The organism is Bacillus sp. MM09(2025) (assembly GCF_050496725.1).
Lineage (GTDB): Bacteria > Bacillota > Bacilli > Bacillales > Bacillaceae > Bacillus > Bacillus pumilus.
Genome location: NZ_JBNWEN010000004.1, coordinates 472,710 through 489,352, shown reverse-complemented (window position 1 = coordinate 489,352; position 16,643 = coordinate 472,710). Strand labels below are relative to the sequence as shown.

Here is a 16,643-nt window from a genome sequence, read left to right as displayed (position 1 = left end):
AGACAGCTGATGCTCACATATCAGCTGTCTTTTTTATATTGGATAGACACGTATTTTCCTCATAGGCATATGATGAGGGGAGTAAAGGTGGTGGAAAGATGCCAGCGATTGTTGGGCCTATTCATATTGACCGTGTAATTGGAAATGGTTCTGCACATTTCGGTGATGTTTTTGCCATTTCGCCAAAAAGTGTCGATCACTCTGCCGGTGGATCAGGTACGTATAATGCAGGTGACTTCGTCCAATTTTTTAACAGTCCAAATGTCACATTTGTTTGGGATTCAAATCTTATTAGTCAGCAGAAGAGCTTCAATGCGTAGCCAGCTTTGAAAGGGAATTCCTTTTCTGAAGCTGTCTTTTTTTATGGTACAATGGATATGGAAGTAAGAAGGAAAAAGAGGTGTGAACAGAGCCAAATGAAAATTAGAAAAGCACACATCACAAGCGGACAACCAAAGACCTACAATGTATATTTACATGAAAATAAAAAAAAATATAAAACGCTTGTTGCCGTACCTGATATTGAATGGAGTATTTCCATTGCGTACGAGGACGAAAAAGAGCAGCTGATCCATACGCTCGAGCAATCCTTAATGGAAAGAGCAGAAACAGACGAAGCCCGTGAACTTGCACTAAAGATTGTGCACTGGGTCACAGAAATGTAAATATGTAAACCAGGAGTGAAAACAGCGATGAAAGAAGAATCCGTAGACTTTTATTTGCAGCAAGGGATATTTGGACATGCTGAAACAAAACCCGATGAACGAAGAATGTTTCTCGGTTCATTAAGAGAACGAGCGCTTCTTGCCCTGACAAAAGGACAGGTCTCACGAAATAAACCGTATCAAGAGGTCGAACAAGTATTAAAGGCCAACCGTCAGGCCACTGTTCTTTTAAATGGTGAGTTGTCCTATGCTTCTTATTCTCAATATGTGAAAATGGCTAATGCCGCGGGATGTTCCTTTAAAGTGGTGAATCATCATGAGGCACAATCTCCTTTTGGTCTTGTGATAGAGCTGCCGAATGCGGTCAATCAAGAGCACATCTATATAGAAGATGAGCTGTTTCAAAAGGCTTTTTCTCACGAATCTGTTGAATAGGTTTCCCTAGTGAAATGAATAAGCTATAATGAGTCAAAAGAGCATATGGGAGAGATGCGGATGGGCAAAGCATTGATTTGTATTGATTATACCGTTGATTTTGTTGCAGACGATGGAAAATTGACATGCGGAAAGCCTGGACAGGCGATTGAGCCTAAGATCACAGAGATCACTTCTTCGTTTATTGAGGAAGGGCACTTTGTCGTCTTTGCAGTCGATCATCATGAGGAGCAAGACCTTTATCATCCAGAGACAAAGTTATTTCCGCCCCATAATATTCGCGGGACAAAGGGAATTGAACTTTATGGCAAACTAAGTTCACTATTTCACACGTCAAAGCATTTAAAACATGTCTACTATATGGAAAAAACAAGATACTCTGCTTTTGCAGGCACTCAATTAGAAATGAAACTGCGCGAGCGTGGCATCACTGAACTTCATTTAGCCGGCGTATGTACCGATATTTGTGTACTACATACAGCTGTTGATGCGTACAATAAAGGCTTTGAACTTGTGATTCACGAGAATGCTGTAGCGAGTTTTAATGAAGCGGGGCACGAGTGGGCACTTTCTCACTTTGAGCAGTCGCTTGGTGCGAAAGTGGTTAAGTAAGGGAAGGAGAATGGAAGTTGGAGCATCGGTTTATTGACGACAGTTTATCACTACATACAGACCTTTATCAAATTAACATGGCAGAAACGTATTGGAGAGACGGCATTCATGAGAAGAAGGCAGTGTTTGAACTCTTCTTCAGAAAGCTTCCATTTGACAATGGCTTCGCTGTATTTGCTGGTTTAGAGAAAGCGATTGAATATTTATCGGACTTCTCCTTCACCGAAAGTGATCTAGCGTATTTAAAAGACGAACTCGGTTATAAAAGCGATTTCATTGATTATTTAAGCGGGTTGTCCTTTACAGGCTCCCTGCATTCAATGCGAGAAGGCGAAATTGTCTTTGCAAATGAGCCAATTATGCGTATCGAGGCAACGCTTGTCGAAGCGCAGCTAATCGAAACCGCCTTGCTGAATATTGTGAACTTCCAGACGCTGATTGCAACAAAGGCAGCTCGGATTAAAGGAATCATTGAAGATGAGACAGCATTAGAATTTGGAACAAGACGTGCACATGAAATGGATGCTGCGATGTGGGGAGCAAGAGCGGCACTCATCGGCGGCTTTCAGGCGACAAGTAATGTTCGTGCTGGGAAGCGCTTCAACATCCCAGTGTCAGGAACACATGCTCACGCACTTGTACAAGCATACCGCGATGAATATACGGCATTTAAAAAATACGCTGAAACCCATACAGACTGTGTCTTTTTAGTCGATACGTATGATACCGTAAGATCTGGTATTCCAAATGCCATTAAGGTAGCGAAAGAATTCGGAGACAAGATCAACTTTATTGGTGTCAGACTAGACAGTGGTGACCTTGCCTACTTGTCTAAAAAAGCTAGAACGATGCTGGATGAAGCTGGATTCCATGACGCAAAAATCATTGCATCAAGTGATCTTGATGAACATACCATCATGAATTTAAAAGCACAGGGTGCCAAAATCGATGTGTGGGGTGTTGGGACAAAACTGATCACAGCATTTGATCAGCCAGCTCTCGGTGCAGTGTATAAGCTTGTGTCGATTGAAGAGAATGGTAAGATGAATGACACCATCAAAATTTCATCCAACCCAGAGAAAGTGACAACACCTGGACGTAAACGTGTGTACCGCATTATCAATCAATTGAATCATCACTCTGAGGGTGACTACATTGCGCTCGAAGAGGAAGATGTTCATAGTGAGGATAAGCTGAAAATGTTCCATCCTGTTCATACATTTATCAGCAAATTTGTCACAAACTTTGTGGCGAAGGATCTACATGTCCCGATTTTTGAACAAGGAAAACTTGTATATGACAATCCGGATATTCAAACGATTCAAGCCTATGTGCAGGAGAGCCTCGGACTTTTCTGGGAGGAATATAAACGAATCAGCAAACCAGAAGAATATCCAGTCGATTTGAGTCAAAAATGCTGGGATAACAAGATGCAGTTTATCCATGACGTGAAAAATAAAATTAAACTAGAGCTTTATGAAAGCTAATGTTGGAAGAAAGGAGATCATCAAGTCAGATGATCTCTTTTTTTATTTTTTGACCGATTCAAAATGAACCATAAGCACAATCATTTGGTATACTGAAAGCACATCTTGTTTGTCATTGCATAAAGGAGGATTGGAGCAGTTGAGGGTGTTTGTTGCGAGACAGCCTATTTTTAACAGAAAAGAACAAGTCGTATCATACGAGCTGCTTTATAGAGATAGTGAAACCAATACATATAGCGCTGAAGATGGTGACCAAGCGACAACGGACCTCATTATTAACAGTTTTTTAAATATCGGCATCGAAACATTGACAGAAGGCAAAAGATGCTACATTAATTTCACCGAAAGCTTACTTTCGTCTGATCTGCTCACCTATTTTGATCCGCATCAGCTTGTGATCGAGATATTAGAAAATGTCCCGATTACCCCGGCACTTATTATGAGATGTAAGGAATTAAAAAAATGGGGATATACGATTGCACTTGATGATTTTTTTCTAAGCGGATCACATTTCAGTGACAAGTTGCTTGAGGAACTCCTCTATTGCATTGATATTTTAAAAATTGACTTTCTAAAGACCACATCGGAAGAACGTAGAAAAATTCTACATACCTATAAAAAATATCGACTTCGTTTCCTTGCAGAAAAGGTGGAAACGCGAAGAGAATATGAAGAAGCGCTAGAAGCCGGCTTCCATTTGTTTCAAGGGTATTTCTTTAGTGAGCCGCATGTTATATCAGGACGAGCATTATCAACCAGCTTCCATGCGTATCACCAGCTATTAAATGAGCTGAGCAAGGAACAGCCGAATATCCAGGTCGTGACCCATTTTATTGAAAGTGACCTTTCGCTATCATACCAATTATTAAAAATGCTCAATTCAGGCGGCATGAGACGTCTTTATCAAATCAAAAGTATCCGGCAGGCGATTATTCTGCTTGGTTTTAATGAAATTAGGCGGTGGATCTTTATTCTTTCATTTAAAGAATTGAATGTTCAAGCCAACTCAAGCCAAAAAGAAATTATTAAAATGTCCTTCATTCGGGCAAAAACGTGTGAACTGATTGCAAGTCGTACCGAACGAGAGCACCCAGCCTCTTATATGCTGACAGGCATGTTTTCTCTCATTGATACACTTGTCAGGGCAGATATCACAGAACTTGTAAAAGAGCTACCACTTTCTGATGAAGTTGGTGAGGCACTGCTTGGCTATGAAAATGATTATTCATTTGTGCTAGATGTCGCCAAACGGATTGAACGAAATGAATGGGATCATGAGATGTTAGATGGGAATCTCCCGAAGCAAGAAGCCTACGGATGTTATATAGAAGCCATTGAATGGTGTCATAAAATGTTTGAATCATAAAAGCCGCCCACGCTGAGAGCGGCTTTTTTGTTATGCCCACTGTAAAAGGAGAAAAAGTCTGCTAGAGGCAAGAGACAAGTAGATACGAATGCCTTCTGGACTAAAGCGGATGTCGATACCACTTTTCACACCGATTTGTTTCAGCATTCGGATGACACTTGTCGAATCAGAGCGCTCAGCAGCCTCCATAATCCGCTGTGCAAACGAAAGGGAGCTGGAAATCTGCTGTGTAATAAGTGAAGCATCAGCAACAAGTCGGGCTGATTCCTTTGCGGCTCGTTGAAATGAGTGGGCATCTACTGGAGGAAAAGTCATAGGCGTGCGCGGATATGCACGGCTCATTGCGGGACCCTGCAAAGCAGGATAAGGAACATAGTAAAACACATGGTCACCTCTTCTCTCATTGACGTGAAATTGGACGGATATCTGTTCTAAATGTATGTAGAAAATCAGAATAAAGAATCAAAATGATCTTTCTATCTTTATAAATCCAACATAAAAATAGGTACTTTTGCGGTCAATTTCGGTGAATGTCGCCAAAAAATTGCGGTGTCCACAAAGGGGCCTGTCGTCTGACCTATAACACGCAAAACCGAGGTTACAGGAGGGATCGTATGTTCCGTTGTGAGAGAAGTGTGACGAATGATGCCTATTCTTGTCGCAAAAATGACGGAGTTCCTTTGAAATTAAGATAAAAGTATGATTTGAAAAGTCAGAAAATGATGAAAAAAGACCTATTGAATTTTGCGGTATCACGCACACATTTTGTGCATACTTTTCGGTGAAAAAATACTCAATTACATTTACACTGTTAGTAACAGATCAAATACTTATGACCCAATCACCATACACAAATACATTGATCTTCCAAAAAAGGAGAGTGGAATCGATGGAAAAGTATGAAATCGAAGAACTTAAACAATTATTATGGAAACTTGAAAACGAAATTAGAGAAACAACGGCTTCTCTTCATAACATTAACAAAAGCATTGATCAGTACGACAAATATGAATATGTGAAAATTTCTTAAAGACTTGATAATCATCAAGTCTTTTTTTTATCCAAATACATACAAAAAAAGGATATATTATTATATAATTGTTAAATAGTGATGTCAGTGGACATTTGCTCATGTCTTTTTAGTAAAATAAAAGGCGGAAGGGTGAGGGACAAGACCGAGTATGCTAAACTATCTAGAGAATACAAAAATCAAGCAGAATATGTCTGATTTTATTCAACATGCAGTCAGGCAGAAGGATTTACAAAAGCTGCTTCTAGAATTTACAGATATAAAGAATGAATTTCCCTTTGGGCAATTAGCTTACAAGCATTATGAGGCATTTGGCGGACAAGACAAGCAAGCGATTACACAATTGGCAGCAGGGATTGAACTTCTCATCTTATCAGCCGATATATTAGATGATATTGAAGATCAGGATAAAGATTCTTATCCTTGGATGAACGTCAACCAAGGAGTGGCCATCAATGCTTCTACGTATTTGTATACACTGAGTATCCAACTCATCACATCAATAGGTGAAAATGATTTTCAACTAATTGAGAAACTGTTCCAACTCATCAAACAGTCAATGGAAGGACAGCATGAGGATTTGCGTCATTTGCATGGAACAGAAGAAGAGTGTGTAGAGGTTTTAAGGAAAAAATCAGGATCTTTAACAGCTCTTGCTAGTGTACTGGGTGCTTATTTAGCGACGGGGAAAATCAACGCAACTGTGGAATCATATTCAATATGTTATGGTGTTGCTGAACAGATCAGTAACGATTTTTTTGCGTTATTTTCGAAAACAAACGGAGATTTTCTAAAAAAACAAACGCTGGCATTTAGCTATTTACAAAGAGGCTTTAACGATGCCAGTCAAGAGATTCTTATGTTCTTTTCTAATCGACTAGATAAGTCAGAACAAAAGTCATTTCAGCTGAAGCAGAAATTACTTGAAGCAGGTTTGACTCAGTACATGGTGTCAATGAGAGAGATTATGCTGTTAAAAATGAGGCATGGGATTGACCAACTTGACTTACCTAAAACAAAGAGGGAACAATTGTATGCATTTATGACAAAGGAGGGCAATGATTGAACATTCAAAATATCATTGCATATCTAATAAAAAACCCAGGTGTGGTCGATGAATTGATATCTGGAAATGCCAGCTTAATTCATGCTGACGCACAAACAACTGCTGCCATTATACAGGGGGTAAAAAAAGAATATATGAGTGCAAAATACATCTGGGAGTATTAATTTAAAGTCCAAAACTGTATGATGATTTAATGATCTTTCTTAAGGATGTTTTTAAACATGAAGAAGCTTACCTATACAAAATTGTCCACGTTTCTTGTATTTTTATCTTTTTTATTTGTGATCTATATTTCATACATCTATGTATTTGATATTTTTAATGGTGCACGTGTAGAAAAGAATGCAAACGGTCAAACGGAAGTTGTTGACGTTGAATATCTTTCTTTAGCTTATTCGTCGGGGTTAAAAGAAGGAGATATTATACTAAAGATAAACGGACAATCTAATTTAATTCAAGACCACATGATCAATGGTAAGCTTAGAAATGTACAAAGAATTGATATACAAAGAGGCAACCAAATTATATCACTTAAAAATAAGACATTGATTGGTCGCGAAAGTTTATTTGTCTATTTAATCCCTCTTCTTCTATATTCAATATGCTTATTCTGTATCTTTTTTATTATTAAAATTAACAAAGAACCGCAACGAAAATCTGCATTTTTATTAATTTTATTCTTATTGTCAATTTGTATTGGATATTTAAGTGCAGGTACGTCAGGAATTGGTGATAAATTTAGCCATTATGTTCTCCTATTGTGTTTATCAAGTGTGTCTATCTTATATATTCATTTTATCTATCAATATTTCAAGGAATTTGATGTGCATTTAACGAATCCAAAGCTCATCAGGTACTTATATTTGATGCCTATTTTTGACCTTGCTGTACATAGCGGGGTATCGGTGTCATCTGAATTGAGAAAATATGTTCCTAGCATCAGTTTATTGTTTTTTTTCGGAACAGTTTTAATAGCTCTTTATTTAATAATCAGAGGAATGAAGAAATATAAAAAAACAGCACATGGTTCTGTTTTAAAGTTTTTTGCCATTATGAATGTTTTGTCGTTCAGTCCATTCATTCTATTTTTTGTTATTCCCTATGTGTTTTTTGATAAGTATTTGATTGATCCTTTTATTCTGACATCAATCGTTTTGTTAATCCCTTTTTCTCTAGTGTATCAATTCATGACGAACAAACTTTACAATATGGATTTCTTGATTAGCAGACTGAGGTACTATGGCTTTCTAGCCATTACACCGACCATTTTTGTTGTCGTCACGTTTTACATTTTGCAGAAACCAGAAGATTTGAAGTACACCCTGAAGCTCGCATTAATCACCTATGCGCTTATGCTTGCTGTCTTTTATTTTAAAGAAATTCTAGATTTCCGCTTCCGGCTGAAACGTTTTTCAGAGAAGCATAATTATCAGGACAGTGTGTTTAAATTTACTCAGCTCATTCGTGAGGCGTCATCACTTCACCAAGTGTTATATCATTTGAAATACACCATTTTAGAAGTGCTGGTTGTGAATAAAGCCTTTGTGCTTGAAGTGAAGCCAGATGGACAGATTGAAGAGATTGATGAATCTTCAGGTGATAGCAATCTATGGAAAGAGTATGTGGATCAATTTCAGGATATTTTAGGGGAAGTCGGGAAAATCATTGAGCTTGATAAAGGGTTCATGATGAAAATTGGTGAGCGGGGCGGTCACTCGTTTGTGATTTGCTGTTTATCTAATTTACGGACACCTAAGCTGACCCGCGATGAAATCTCATGGCTGAAAACATTGGCATTTTACACAAGTGTCAGTTTAGAAAATGTCGTCAAGATTGAAGAATTGATGGAGCATCTTGAAGATTTGAAGCAGCGTGAAGCGAACCCCGCTTGGCTGAAAAAAGTCATGTTTGCGATGGAGGAAAAGCAGCGCTCCGATTTAGCGAGGGATCTTCATGATTCCGTGCTGCAGGATTTGATATCGCTGAAAAGACAGTCAGAGATGTTTTTAACGAATTTCCAAAACGATCAATGCCCAACGTCTATTGAACAATCGCTTATCTCATGGAATGAACAAATGTCTAAGGTGATTCAAACGACGAGAGAAACATGTCATGAACTTCGGCCGCAGCTACTGTACGATTTAGGTTTAGTGAAGGCGATATCGAAGCTGACTTCTCAAATTCAGGAGGAAGCACCGTTTCATATTCGGCTGAATACGACACGCTTTGATAAGGAGCTGGACATTGATATTGACTCCCAGCTTAATATTTACCGGATTGTTCAAGAGCTGTTATCCAATGCCTTGAAACACTCTCAAGCCAGCCAAGTGCTTGTAATGCTGATTTGTATTAAAGATCAGGTTGTTCTTCATTACGAGGATGATGGAGTTGGTTTTGACGCAAGCCATCTTGATCAGCACACCATGAGCATGGGCCTCTCTGGAATCAGAGAACGAGTCAAGGCGTTAAATGGGAAGCTTCACATTCACACAGCACCTGAAAAAGGGCTGAAGGTGAAAATTGAAATGGAATTGTAACGATTTATTAAGGAATAAGACTTGGCATCTGCCAAGTCTTTTATATAAAATGGAAGTGAGTGATTTAAAGGGAGGAAGACATGAAGAAGATATTGGTCATTGATGATCATCCGGCTGTCATGGAAGGGACAAAAAGCATATTAGAATCAGATCAACAGCTATCAGTCGATTGTTTAAGTCCTGATGCAGAAGCCGCCTTTTTAAAGACGCATGACTTTTCCATCTATGATGTGATTTTGATGGATTTAAATCTCGGGGATATCAATGGGATGGACATTGCGAAACAAATTCTAGAAACCAACCAACAAGTGAAAATCATCATTTATACAGGGTATGAAGTAGATGATTATTTTGAAGAGGCCATTCGGGCTGGATTGCACGGTGCAATTAGTAAAACAGAGACAAAAGACAAAATTATTGAATACATACACCGCACATTGCAAGGAGAAGTTGTCATTCAGCTATCCTATTTAAAGAAATTAATTTCACAGCAGCAAGAAAAGCCAGAACAGGCGCAGCAGACCGATCACGAGCTGTTAACAGAGCGAGAGTGTTTGATCCTGAGAGAAGTGGAAAAAGGATACACGAACCAAGAGATTGCCGATGTGCTGCATTTGAGCAAACGCTCAATTGAATACAGCTTGACGTCCATCTTTAATAAGCTGAATGTTGGCTCTCGAACCGAAGCGGTGTTAATTGCAAAATCTGAAAGTGTGTTGTAAACGTGTGAAGGGAGAGAACCCTGATGGAAGTGAGTGGATCAAATACACTGCTTGAGGCACTGGGAATTGAGATTGTAGAGTGTAATGAGTCACGATGTGTAGCAACAATGCCAGTCGATCACAGAACAAAACAGCCATTTGGACTGCTGCACGGAGGAGCATCTGCTGCTCTAGCAGAAACAGTGGCAAGCATGGGGGCTGCGGCTCATTTAGACTTAACTCAGCAAGTTTGCTCAGGGATTGAAATTAATGCCAATCACTTAAAATCTGTACGTGATGGAGTAGTGACAGCGACGGCTGTTCCGGTACATGTAGGGCGCCGTACAATGGTATTTCAAATTGATATTAAAGATGATCGAGACCGGCACATCTGTACGTCAAGATGCACACTTGCTGTCATTGATCGCATATAAAAAAGCTCCCGGTGCAGCGGAAGCTTTTTTTAGGTTGGATTGATTCATAAAAAGAAGATCCTCGCATGTGAGGATCTTCTTTCGGTTTATAAGTACGAGTCTTCTTTGCGTTTAATCACGAAGTTACGAAAACCACCATAATCATCTTGTACACTTCGTTTGTCCATCTTGACACCAGTATTGTAGGCGGCTCTTCCGATCAAGTGTGCGCCGACCGGAGCTGTTAAAAAGATAAAGACAATCCCAAGTAGAATCTTCGCAGAAATAATGCCTGCAAGAAACCATTCGTGAAAGAATACCCCAACTAATATGAGGACAACACCAAGTGTCGATGCTTTTGATGCAGCATGCATACGTGTATAAACATCCGGCAGGCGAAGAACGCCAATGGCTGAAATGAGACAAAGGATGGCGCCAAGCAGAATAAAGAAAATGACAATAGCTTTAGCGATGACGATCATTTTCAATCACTTCCCCTTTCTCAAGGAATTTGGAAAAAGCGACAGTGCCGATAAAGGCAAGGATACCGAGCAGTAAAATAATTTCAAAGAACGTTGTCGTTTTCAGCAAAATGGAAACGATGGCTGTCATCCCAATTAAATTGATTCCTATCGCATCAAGTGCACTTACACGATCAGGAATAGAGGGACCTTTGATCACTCGAATAACAAACAGAAGGGTGGACAGGGCAAGAATACCAAGTGAAATTTGTAAGATGATCTCCATTACTTACCACTCACCTCCTGAATCGCTTTTTCAAATGAAACCCGGATATCATGAATGGCTTTTTCTGCATCTTCAATATCCATTGCATGAATATATAAAATCGAACGATCATCAGAAATATCTATGACCAATGTACCTGGTGTCAATGTAATCATGTTAGAAAGGATGCTAATTTCCCAATCCGTTTTCAAGTCCGTACGAAAGGCAAAAATACCGGGCTTAATTGTGAGCTTTGGAGATAATACGGTCTTTAATACACTTAAATTGGCAAGAAGCAGCTCCCGAATAAAAATCAATAAGAGCTTGAAAATTGCATAAATGGCATAGCCGTAAAAACGCTGTGGGAAAAATCGCCGAAGCATAAAAATGGCGACCATCCCTAGTACAAACCCTGATACAAAGTCTGCTGCTCTGTATGTATCATTCATAAACATCCAGGTAAAGGCGAGGAGAGCGTTTAATAATATTTGAAAGGCCATGTTCATCTACTCCTTCAGCACAGCTTGAATATATTTTTCGGGTGTTGAGAGCATTTCCGCTGCTTGATTAATATAAGGGGAAATGAACTCTGTCCCTAACCCAATGGCAAGTGACAAGATCACAAGCATTACACCAGGGTACACCATTCCTTTAACCGACGGTTTCCTTCTTCGTGTATCTTGTTCCTCGCCCCAAAATGCGAGTATGAAAATCCTCATGATCGAATAAAGGACAAGTAGGCTGGACAGTAAGACAAGGATAGAAAAGGTCATGTGACCAGCCGAAAAGCCGCCTTCTACAATCTTTAGCTTTCCAACAAACCCACTCAGAGGCGGGATTCCTGCTAGTGATAAAGCCGATATGAAAAACATCCACCCTAATAAGGGCTGAGATTGAATTAGTCCGCCCATCTTTTTCAAGTGATTTGTGCCAGCATACACAAAGAGTGCACCTGCCAGCATAAATAAAGCACCTTTAATCACCATGTCATGAATGAGATAATAAATGGCCCCTTGGAGTGAGGCGGGTGTATTGGCTGCAATCCCAAACAAAATGACCCCAACGGCTGTAACAATGTTATAGATCACAATCTTTTGCACATCCGAATAAGCAATCGAGCCTATCACACCAAATATCACCGTCAGTGCGGCCAGCCACGCCATAAGTGTATGGGTGAACCCTGTATCGTGTATAAAAATTAACGTAAAGACTCTGGCAATCGCATATAAACCAACCTTTGTGAGCAAAGCGCCAAATAGAGCGGAAATCGCTGCTGGTGGTGCATGATATGATCCTGGAAGCCAGAAATAAAGCGGGAAGATCCCAGCTTTTAAGCCAAATACAATCATGAACAGAATGGAAATGACAGTGATTAATCCTGTTTGCCCTGATTCAGCAATCTTCACACTTAAATCAGCCATATTCAGTGTACCAGTGACTGCATATAAACAAGCGACACCGACGATAAATAAAGCCGATGAGATGATATTAAACACAATGTATTTGAGTGATTCTCGAAGCTGCGGTTTTGATCCGCCCAGCACAATAAGCATGTATGATGCCATCAGCAGTAATTCAAAGAATACAAACAGGTTGAAAATATCGCCTGTTAAGAAGGCACCACTTACGCCAGCGAGCAAAAATTGCACGCCAGAGTAATAGAACAGCCGCTCCTTTTCCTTCCCAATCGTTTGAAAGGAGAAAAGAACTGTCACTAGTCCAACGACGGAAGCGGTCAGTACAAGGAGCGCAGCAAATTGATCGGCCACAAGGGCAATCCCAAATGGTGCTTTCCAACCTCCTAAATAGAGGGTTTGAATCCCGCTAGTAAAGATGGTTTGGACTAAATACACATTGCAGACAATGGCTGAGAGTGAAGCAAACACACTAAAGCCTCTTGAGAGCATGATGTTCTTATTCATAAAGATCAAGAGTGTAGCAGCTAATAATGGTATTAAAATTGGCAGGATCACGAGATTATTCATGCTGATCATTTCCTCTCATTTGATCCATGTCATCTGTTCGCAGCTCTTGGAAGGCACGGAAGGCCATGACAAGTAAAAAGGATGTCACACCAAAAGCAATGACAATGGCTGTTAAAATTAATGCTTGTGGTAATGGGTCTACATAGGATGTGATTCCCTCAGTTAAAATGGGAGGGGCTCCTTTTTTTAAGCCACCCATTGTTAAAAGAAGCAAATGGACGCCGTGGCTCAAAACAGCAGTGCCGACGATGACCCGCAGTAGGCTTTTTGAAAGCATTAAATAGGTCGCCGTCATAAAAATAATACCGACGATAATAGACATTAGAAATTCCATTATTCCTTCTCTCCAATCGTTTGAATAATGGTCATGGTGACACCGACAACAACCAAATATACACCGATATCAAACAGTACGGCTGTTGCCAGTTCTGTTTTCCCTAAAAACGGCAGTTGAAAATAATCAAATGCATGGGATAGAAAAGGTGCACCGAATAGAAATGATCCCATACCCGTCAGGATCGCGACGAGCAGCCCAGTCGCTGCAACATAGATAAAGTTGAACGGCAGAATGCGTCTAACTGTTTTCAGATCGTAGGCTAAGAGCAGAAGAACGACAGCACTGGCACTCATTAATCCGCCAATAAATCCTCCGCCTGGGTTATTATGTCCCGCAAGAAACAGGTGAAGGGAGAAGAGCAGGATGATGAATGCAGTGATTTTAGTTGTGACTTGTAAAAGCATATCATTCGTATCAATTTTTCTCATCGGCGCACTCCTCTCTTCCGTTTTCCTTGTGTCTTTAATAATCCATAAATACCAAGTGCCGCAATCGCCAGCACGGTAATTTCAAACAGTGTATCAAAGCCCCTGAAATCAACAAGGATGACATTGACAATGTTGTTTCCGCCTGCAAGCTTGTAGCTGTTTTCAATAAAGTAAGACGCAATCGTATCAAGTGACTGATTGCTTGTGGAAGCGAAAGCAAGGCATGTCACAATGACTCCAACACCTACTGAAATGATGAGATTGGTCATTTTAAATTTCCTCGTTTTTTGCTTCATGCTCAGTTGAGGCAAGTGATAGAAGCAAAGTAAAAACAGTGCAACAGAAATTGTTTCAATTATTAACTGGGTGAGGGCAAGGTCAGGTGCCCTGAAAATAACAAAAAATAGTGACAGCGTATACCCCATAACGCCTAGTCCGATAATGGCTGTTAAGCGAGAACGAGCAAACACCGTCGTGAGGGTTGCTGCTATCATCACTAATGACAGAATGACCTCGTACGTGCCTATTGGAGCAGCATTCTCCATATTAAATGAAAAGGCATTCTGATAAAACATCACGCCCCCAAGCACGATAATCATGAACCCAAACACATAGACAAGGTAATCACGAAGGAAACCGGTCATATAGCTACTTGTTAGGCGATAGGAGCCTTTTTCTAAGCCGATCAGTGAACGGTCATATAAGGAGTTAAATGACCATTTTTCCTTAAAGATATTGTAGATTGGACGCCATTTTGACAACGTCAAATATCCGATAATTCCTAAAGCTACAACACCTATTGTCATATAAAGCTCTTTCTGAAAGCCGTGCCATGCTTCAATTTTGACCACAAACCGTTTTTCTGGATCAATCGCATCCGGAATAATGGCTGCAATTGCAGGTTCAATGACAGAATAAGCTAGAATATTTGGGAAGAAGAAAAAGGTGACCACAAGTGCAGCAAGGATAATTGGCGGGATGAGCATACCAATCGGTGCTTCATGCGGCTTTTTCTCTAATTGATCTAACTGAAGATTGCCTCTAAATGTTTTAAAGAGAAGCATCATACTGTAAATGAACGTAAAGACACTGGCGAGCCAAGCAATGGCTGGGAAAATAGCGCTCCATGTCGAAATATCTGTAAAGCTGATTTCAGAAATGCGTATCATACTTGTGAAAAACAGCTCTTTACTTAAGAAACCGTTAAATGGCGGTAGACCAGCCATTGAAAATGTACCGATTAACGTAATCGTAAAGGTAATCGGCATAATGGTCATTAAACCGCCTAACTTCCGAATGTCCCGAGTGCCGGTTTCGTGATCAATGATACCAGCCGCCATAAAGAGACTGCCTTTAAACGTGGCATGATTAATTAAATGGAAAATCGCAGCGAGAACGGCCGCGCCGAAAAAGGCGGGGTTGTTTTCTTGGATTGCAGCTGCTCCAACACCAAGCATAAGCATGATCATCCCGAGCTGACTAACGGTAGAAAAGGCAAGGATAGCTTTTAAATCGTTTTGACGAACGGCGTGGAATGATCCCCAAAATAACGTCACAAGTCCAACGATGGATATGGTCCAAAACCATACCTCTGATATAGCAAAGATGGGACTAAAGCGGGCTACAAGGTAGATACCGGCTTTGACCATTGTGGCAGAATGCAGATAACTGCTCACAGGGGTAGGTGCTTCCATTGCATCAGGCAGCCAGATATAGAATGGGAACTGCGCTGATTTTGTAAAGGCACCTAGTAAGATCAGGATCATGGCAGGGATAAAGTAAGGTGATGCCATAATGAGCTGAAGCTGATTAACTGCTTCACGAATACTAAATGAATCAGTAATCAGATAGAGGAGGATAAAACCACCGAGCATAGCCAATCCGCCAAAAACGGTAATAAGCAGCGATTTTGTCGCTCCATAACGTGAGCGATCCCGTTTATACCAATATCCAATAAGTAGAAAAGAAGAGATACTTGTCAGCTCCCAAAACAAGTAAAGAACCACCATATTGTCAGACAGAACAACACCGAGCATAGCGGTCATAAACATTAACAAATACGTATAAAAAGAGCCGAGCTGTTCTTTTTCCTTCGATAAGTAGAAAATACTGTACAAGACGACAAGTGCACCAATACCTGTAATCAATAGCGCAAATAACAAGCTAAGACCGTCTACATACACAGTGAAATTCATTCCTAGAGAAGGAATCCACTCCATCTGTGAAAATAACGTTCGTCCATTTGATGTCATCGTCATCATTTGGACAAAATAGCTAAATAATAGAATAGGCAAGATAAGAACAAACCACCCTGTATGTATACGCTTTACGTATTTAAAAAGAAAAGGCACAACAAACGCAAGCAAAAAAGGCGATAGGATGGCGAAGTGAATAAGCTGCAAGAAAATAAACCTCCTTCAATCAATATAAATTCACGTTCTAAAGAACTGGTAAATAAAATTATAGCGTAAATACAGACATAGTGCATTGGTTTGAACTGAATTACAGCAAACTGTATTTGTTTTGAGTTCTTTTGACCACAAAAAATATTTTATCAAAAATAAAACTCGTTGTATATTGTTTTGTATTTCGTACATGCTTTTCTTAAAGGAGCTGATTACATGAAACTAAAAGCGGGCATCAGCTTAAGCATATTCTGCACGATTTTAGGAGGAGCATTCTTCATAGAACGAAATGATCAAAAAAGGTGGCAGGCGGAAAGTGAATGGCCGTTGTTTTCAGAACATCTTCTCTATATGACCTATCAAGAAGCAAGACAATATCCATTTCAGCCAAGAGAATATATACGTGTAGTCTCTGCTGAAGAATAAATCCTTATAGGAGAAAAGAAATAT

The 16,643-nt window shown here is 39.9% G+C and carries 21 protein-coding genes; 13 read left to right on the top strand and 8 right to left on the bottom strand.

The features are described from left to right. Window positions 1-98: 98 nt before the first annotated feature. The 6 genes from ACQYAC_RS08920 to ACQYAC_RS08895 all read left to right on the top strand — a co-directional run bounded on the left by ACQYAC_RS08920 (window position 99) and on the right by ACQYAC_RS08895 (window position 4,565). Entirely contained in the window at window positions 99-320 is a 222-nt protein-coding gene (locus tag ACQYAC_RS08920) for a spore germination protein (RefSeq protein ID WP_034317131.1), read from the top strand. Between the two features lie 96 nt (window positions 321-416). Further along, complete coding sequence (locus tag ACQYAC_RS08915) at window positions 417-665, top strand: YueH family protein (RefSeq protein WP_429943132.1); 249 nt, start codon at window positions 417-419, stop codon at window positions 663-665. A 27-nt stretch (window positions 666-692) separates the two neighbouring features. Further along, complete coding sequence (locus ACQYAC_RS08910) at window positions 693-1,100, top strand: YueI family protein (protein ID WP_429943131.1); 408 nt, start codon at window positions 693-695, stop codon at window positions 1,098-1,100. Window positions 1,101-1,160: 60 nt separating this feature from the next. Then, complete coding sequence (locus ACQYAC_RS08905) at window positions 1,161-1,712, top strand: cysteine hydrolase family protein (RefSeq protein WP_212045492.1); 552 nt, start codon at window positions 1,161-1,163, stop codon at window positions 1,710-1,712. A gap of 17 nt (window positions 1,713-1,729) precedes the next feature. After that, complete coding sequence (locus tag ACQYAC_RS08900) at window positions 1,730-3,199, top strand: nicotinate phosphoribosyltransferase (RefSeq protein ID WP_058013789.1); 1,470 nt, start codon at window positions 1,730-1,732, stop codon at window positions 3,197-3,199. 139 nt (window positions 3,200-3,338) lie between these two features. Next, window positions 3,339-4,565, top strand: coding sequence for an EAL and HDOD domain-containing protein (locus ACQYAC_RS08895; RefSeq protein WP_012011110.1), 1,227 nt, complete (start codon window positions 3,339-3,341; stop codon window positions 4,563-4,565). A gap of 30 nt (window positions 4,566-4,595) precedes the next feature. Here ACQYAC_RS08895 and ACQYAC_RS08890 read toward each other — a convergent pair whose 3' ends face one another. Next, the gene (locus ACQYAC_RS08890; protein ID WP_034620108.1) at window positions 4,596-4,949 is read right to left on the bottom strand and encodes a hypothetical protein; all 354 of its coding nucleotides are present in this window, start codon (window positions 4,947-4,949) and stop codon (window positions 4,596-4,598) included. Window positions 4,950-5,454: 505 nt separating this feature from the next. Here ACQYAC_RS08890 and degQ point away from each other — a divergent pair. From degQ to ACQYAC_RS08860, 6 genes are all read left to right on the top strand, one after another. Beyond that, window positions 5,455-5,595, top strand: coding sequence for a degradation enzyme regulation protein DegQ (degQ, locus tag ACQYAC_RS08885; protein WP_003213123.1), 141 nt, complete (start codon window positions 5,455-5,457; stop codon window positions 5,593-5,595). Between the two features lie 151 nt (window positions 5,596-5,746). After that, on the top strand, window positions 5,747-6,661 hold the full coding sequence (locus tag ACQYAC_RS08880) for a polyprenyl synthetase family protein (protein ID WP_429943130.1): 915 nt from the start codon (window positions 5,747-5,749) through the stop codon (window positions 6,659-6,661). Next, on the top strand, window positions 6,658-6,825 hold the full coding sequence (comX, locus tag ACQYAC_RS08875) for a competence pheromone ComX (RefSeq protein ID WP_081042274.1): 168 nt from the start codon (window positions 6,658-6,660) through the stop codon (window positions 6,823-6,825). Before ACQYAC_RS08880 ends, comX begins: the two co-directional genes overlap by 4 nt. Before the next feature lie 57 nt (window positions 6,826-6,882). Continuing rightward, entirely contained in the window at window positions 6,883-9,198 is a 2,316-nt protein-coding gene (locus tag ACQYAC_RS08870) for an ATP-binding protein (protein ID WP_429943129.1), read from the top strand. Between the two features lie 80 nt (window positions 9,199-9,278). Continuing rightward, complete coding sequence (locus ACQYAC_RS08865) at window positions 9,279-9,920, top strand: response regulator transcription factor (protein WP_058013793.1); 642 nt, start codon at window positions 9,279-9,281, stop codon at window positions 9,918-9,920. A gap of 23 nt (window positions 9,921-9,943) precedes the next feature. Continuing rightward, on the top strand, window positions 9,944-10,333 hold the full coding sequence (locus tag ACQYAC_RS08860) for a hotdog fold thioesterase (RefSeq protein ID WP_003213775.1): 390 nt from the start codon (window positions 9,944-9,946) through the stop codon (window positions 10,331-10,333). An 86-nt stretch (window positions 10,334-10,419) separates the two neighbouring features. Here ACQYAC_RS08860 and mnhG read toward each other — a convergent pair whose 3' ends face one another. Genes mnhG through ACQYAC_RS08825 form a run of 7 tightly spaced genes read right to left on the bottom strand, consistent with a single transcriptional unit; the run spans window position 10,420 to window position 16,190 of the window. Then, the gene (mnhG, locus tag ACQYAC_RS08855) at window positions 10,420-10,794 is read right to left on the bottom strand and encodes a monovalent cation/H(+) antiporter subunit G (RefSeq protein WP_003213369.1); all 375 of its coding nucleotides are present in this window, start codon (window positions 10,792-10,794) and stop codon (window positions 10,420-10,422) included. After that, entirely contained in the window at window positions 10,778-11,059 is a 282-nt protein-coding gene (locus tag ACQYAC_RS08850; RefSeq protein WP_012011105.1) for a Na(+)/H(+) antiporter subunit F1, read from the bottom strand. Before ACQYAC_RS08850 ends, mnhG begins: the two co-directional genes overlap by 17 nt. Then, window positions 11,059-11,538, bottom strand: coding sequence for a Na+/H+ antiporter subunit E (locus tag ACQYAC_RS08845; RefSeq protein ID WP_429943128.1), 480 nt, complete (start codon window positions 11,536-11,538; stop codon window positions 11,059-11,061). Before ACQYAC_RS08845 ends, ACQYAC_RS08850 begins: the two co-directional genes overlap by 1 nt. 6 nt (window positions 11,539-11,544) lie before the next feature. After that, a complete protein-coding gene (locus tag ACQYAC_RS08840; RefSeq protein ID WP_429943127.1) occupies window positions 11,545-13,023 on the bottom strand; it encodes a Na+/H+ antiporter subunit D in 1,479 nt (492 codons plus the stop codon). Next, window positions 13,016-13,357: a Na(+)/H(+) antiporter subunit C gene (locus ACQYAC_RS08835; protein ID WP_058013796.1), complete on the bottom strand. Its 342-nt coding sequence runs from the start codon at window positions 13,355-13,357 to the stop codon at window positions 13,016-13,018. The genes ACQYAC_RS08840 and ACQYAC_RS08835 overlap by 8 nt, the downstream gene beginning before the upstream one ends. After that, window positions 13,357-13,788 carry a Na(+)/H(+) antiporter subunit B gene (locus ACQYAC_RS08830; RefSeq protein ID WP_034620105.1) on the bottom strand — a complete coding sequence of 144 codons (432 nt, stop codon included), beginning with the start codon at window positions 13,786-13,788 and terminating at the stop codon, window positions 13,357-13,359. The genes ACQYAC_RS08835 and ACQYAC_RS08830 overlap by 1 nt, the downstream gene beginning before the upstream one ends. After that, the gene (locus ACQYAC_RS08825; protein ID WP_429943126.1) at window positions 13,785-16,190 is read right to left on the bottom strand and encodes a Na+/H+ antiporter subunit A; all 2,406 of its coding nucleotides are present in this window, start codon (window positions 16,188-16,190) and stop codon (window positions 13,785-13,787) included. Before ACQYAC_RS08825 ends, ACQYAC_RS08830 begins: the two co-directional genes overlap by 4 nt. A gap of 219 nt (window positions 16,191-16,409) precedes the next feature. On the opposite strand from ACQYAC_RS08825, the gene ACQYAC_RS08820 reads away from it, so the two are divergent. After that, the gene (locus ACQYAC_RS08820; protein WP_012011099.1) at window positions 16,410-16,619 is read left to right on the top strand and encodes a hypothetical protein; all 210 of its coding nucleotides are present in this window, start codon (window positions 16,410-16,412) and stop codon (window positions 16,617-16,619) included. Window positions 16,620-16,643 lie beyond the last annotated feature (24 nt).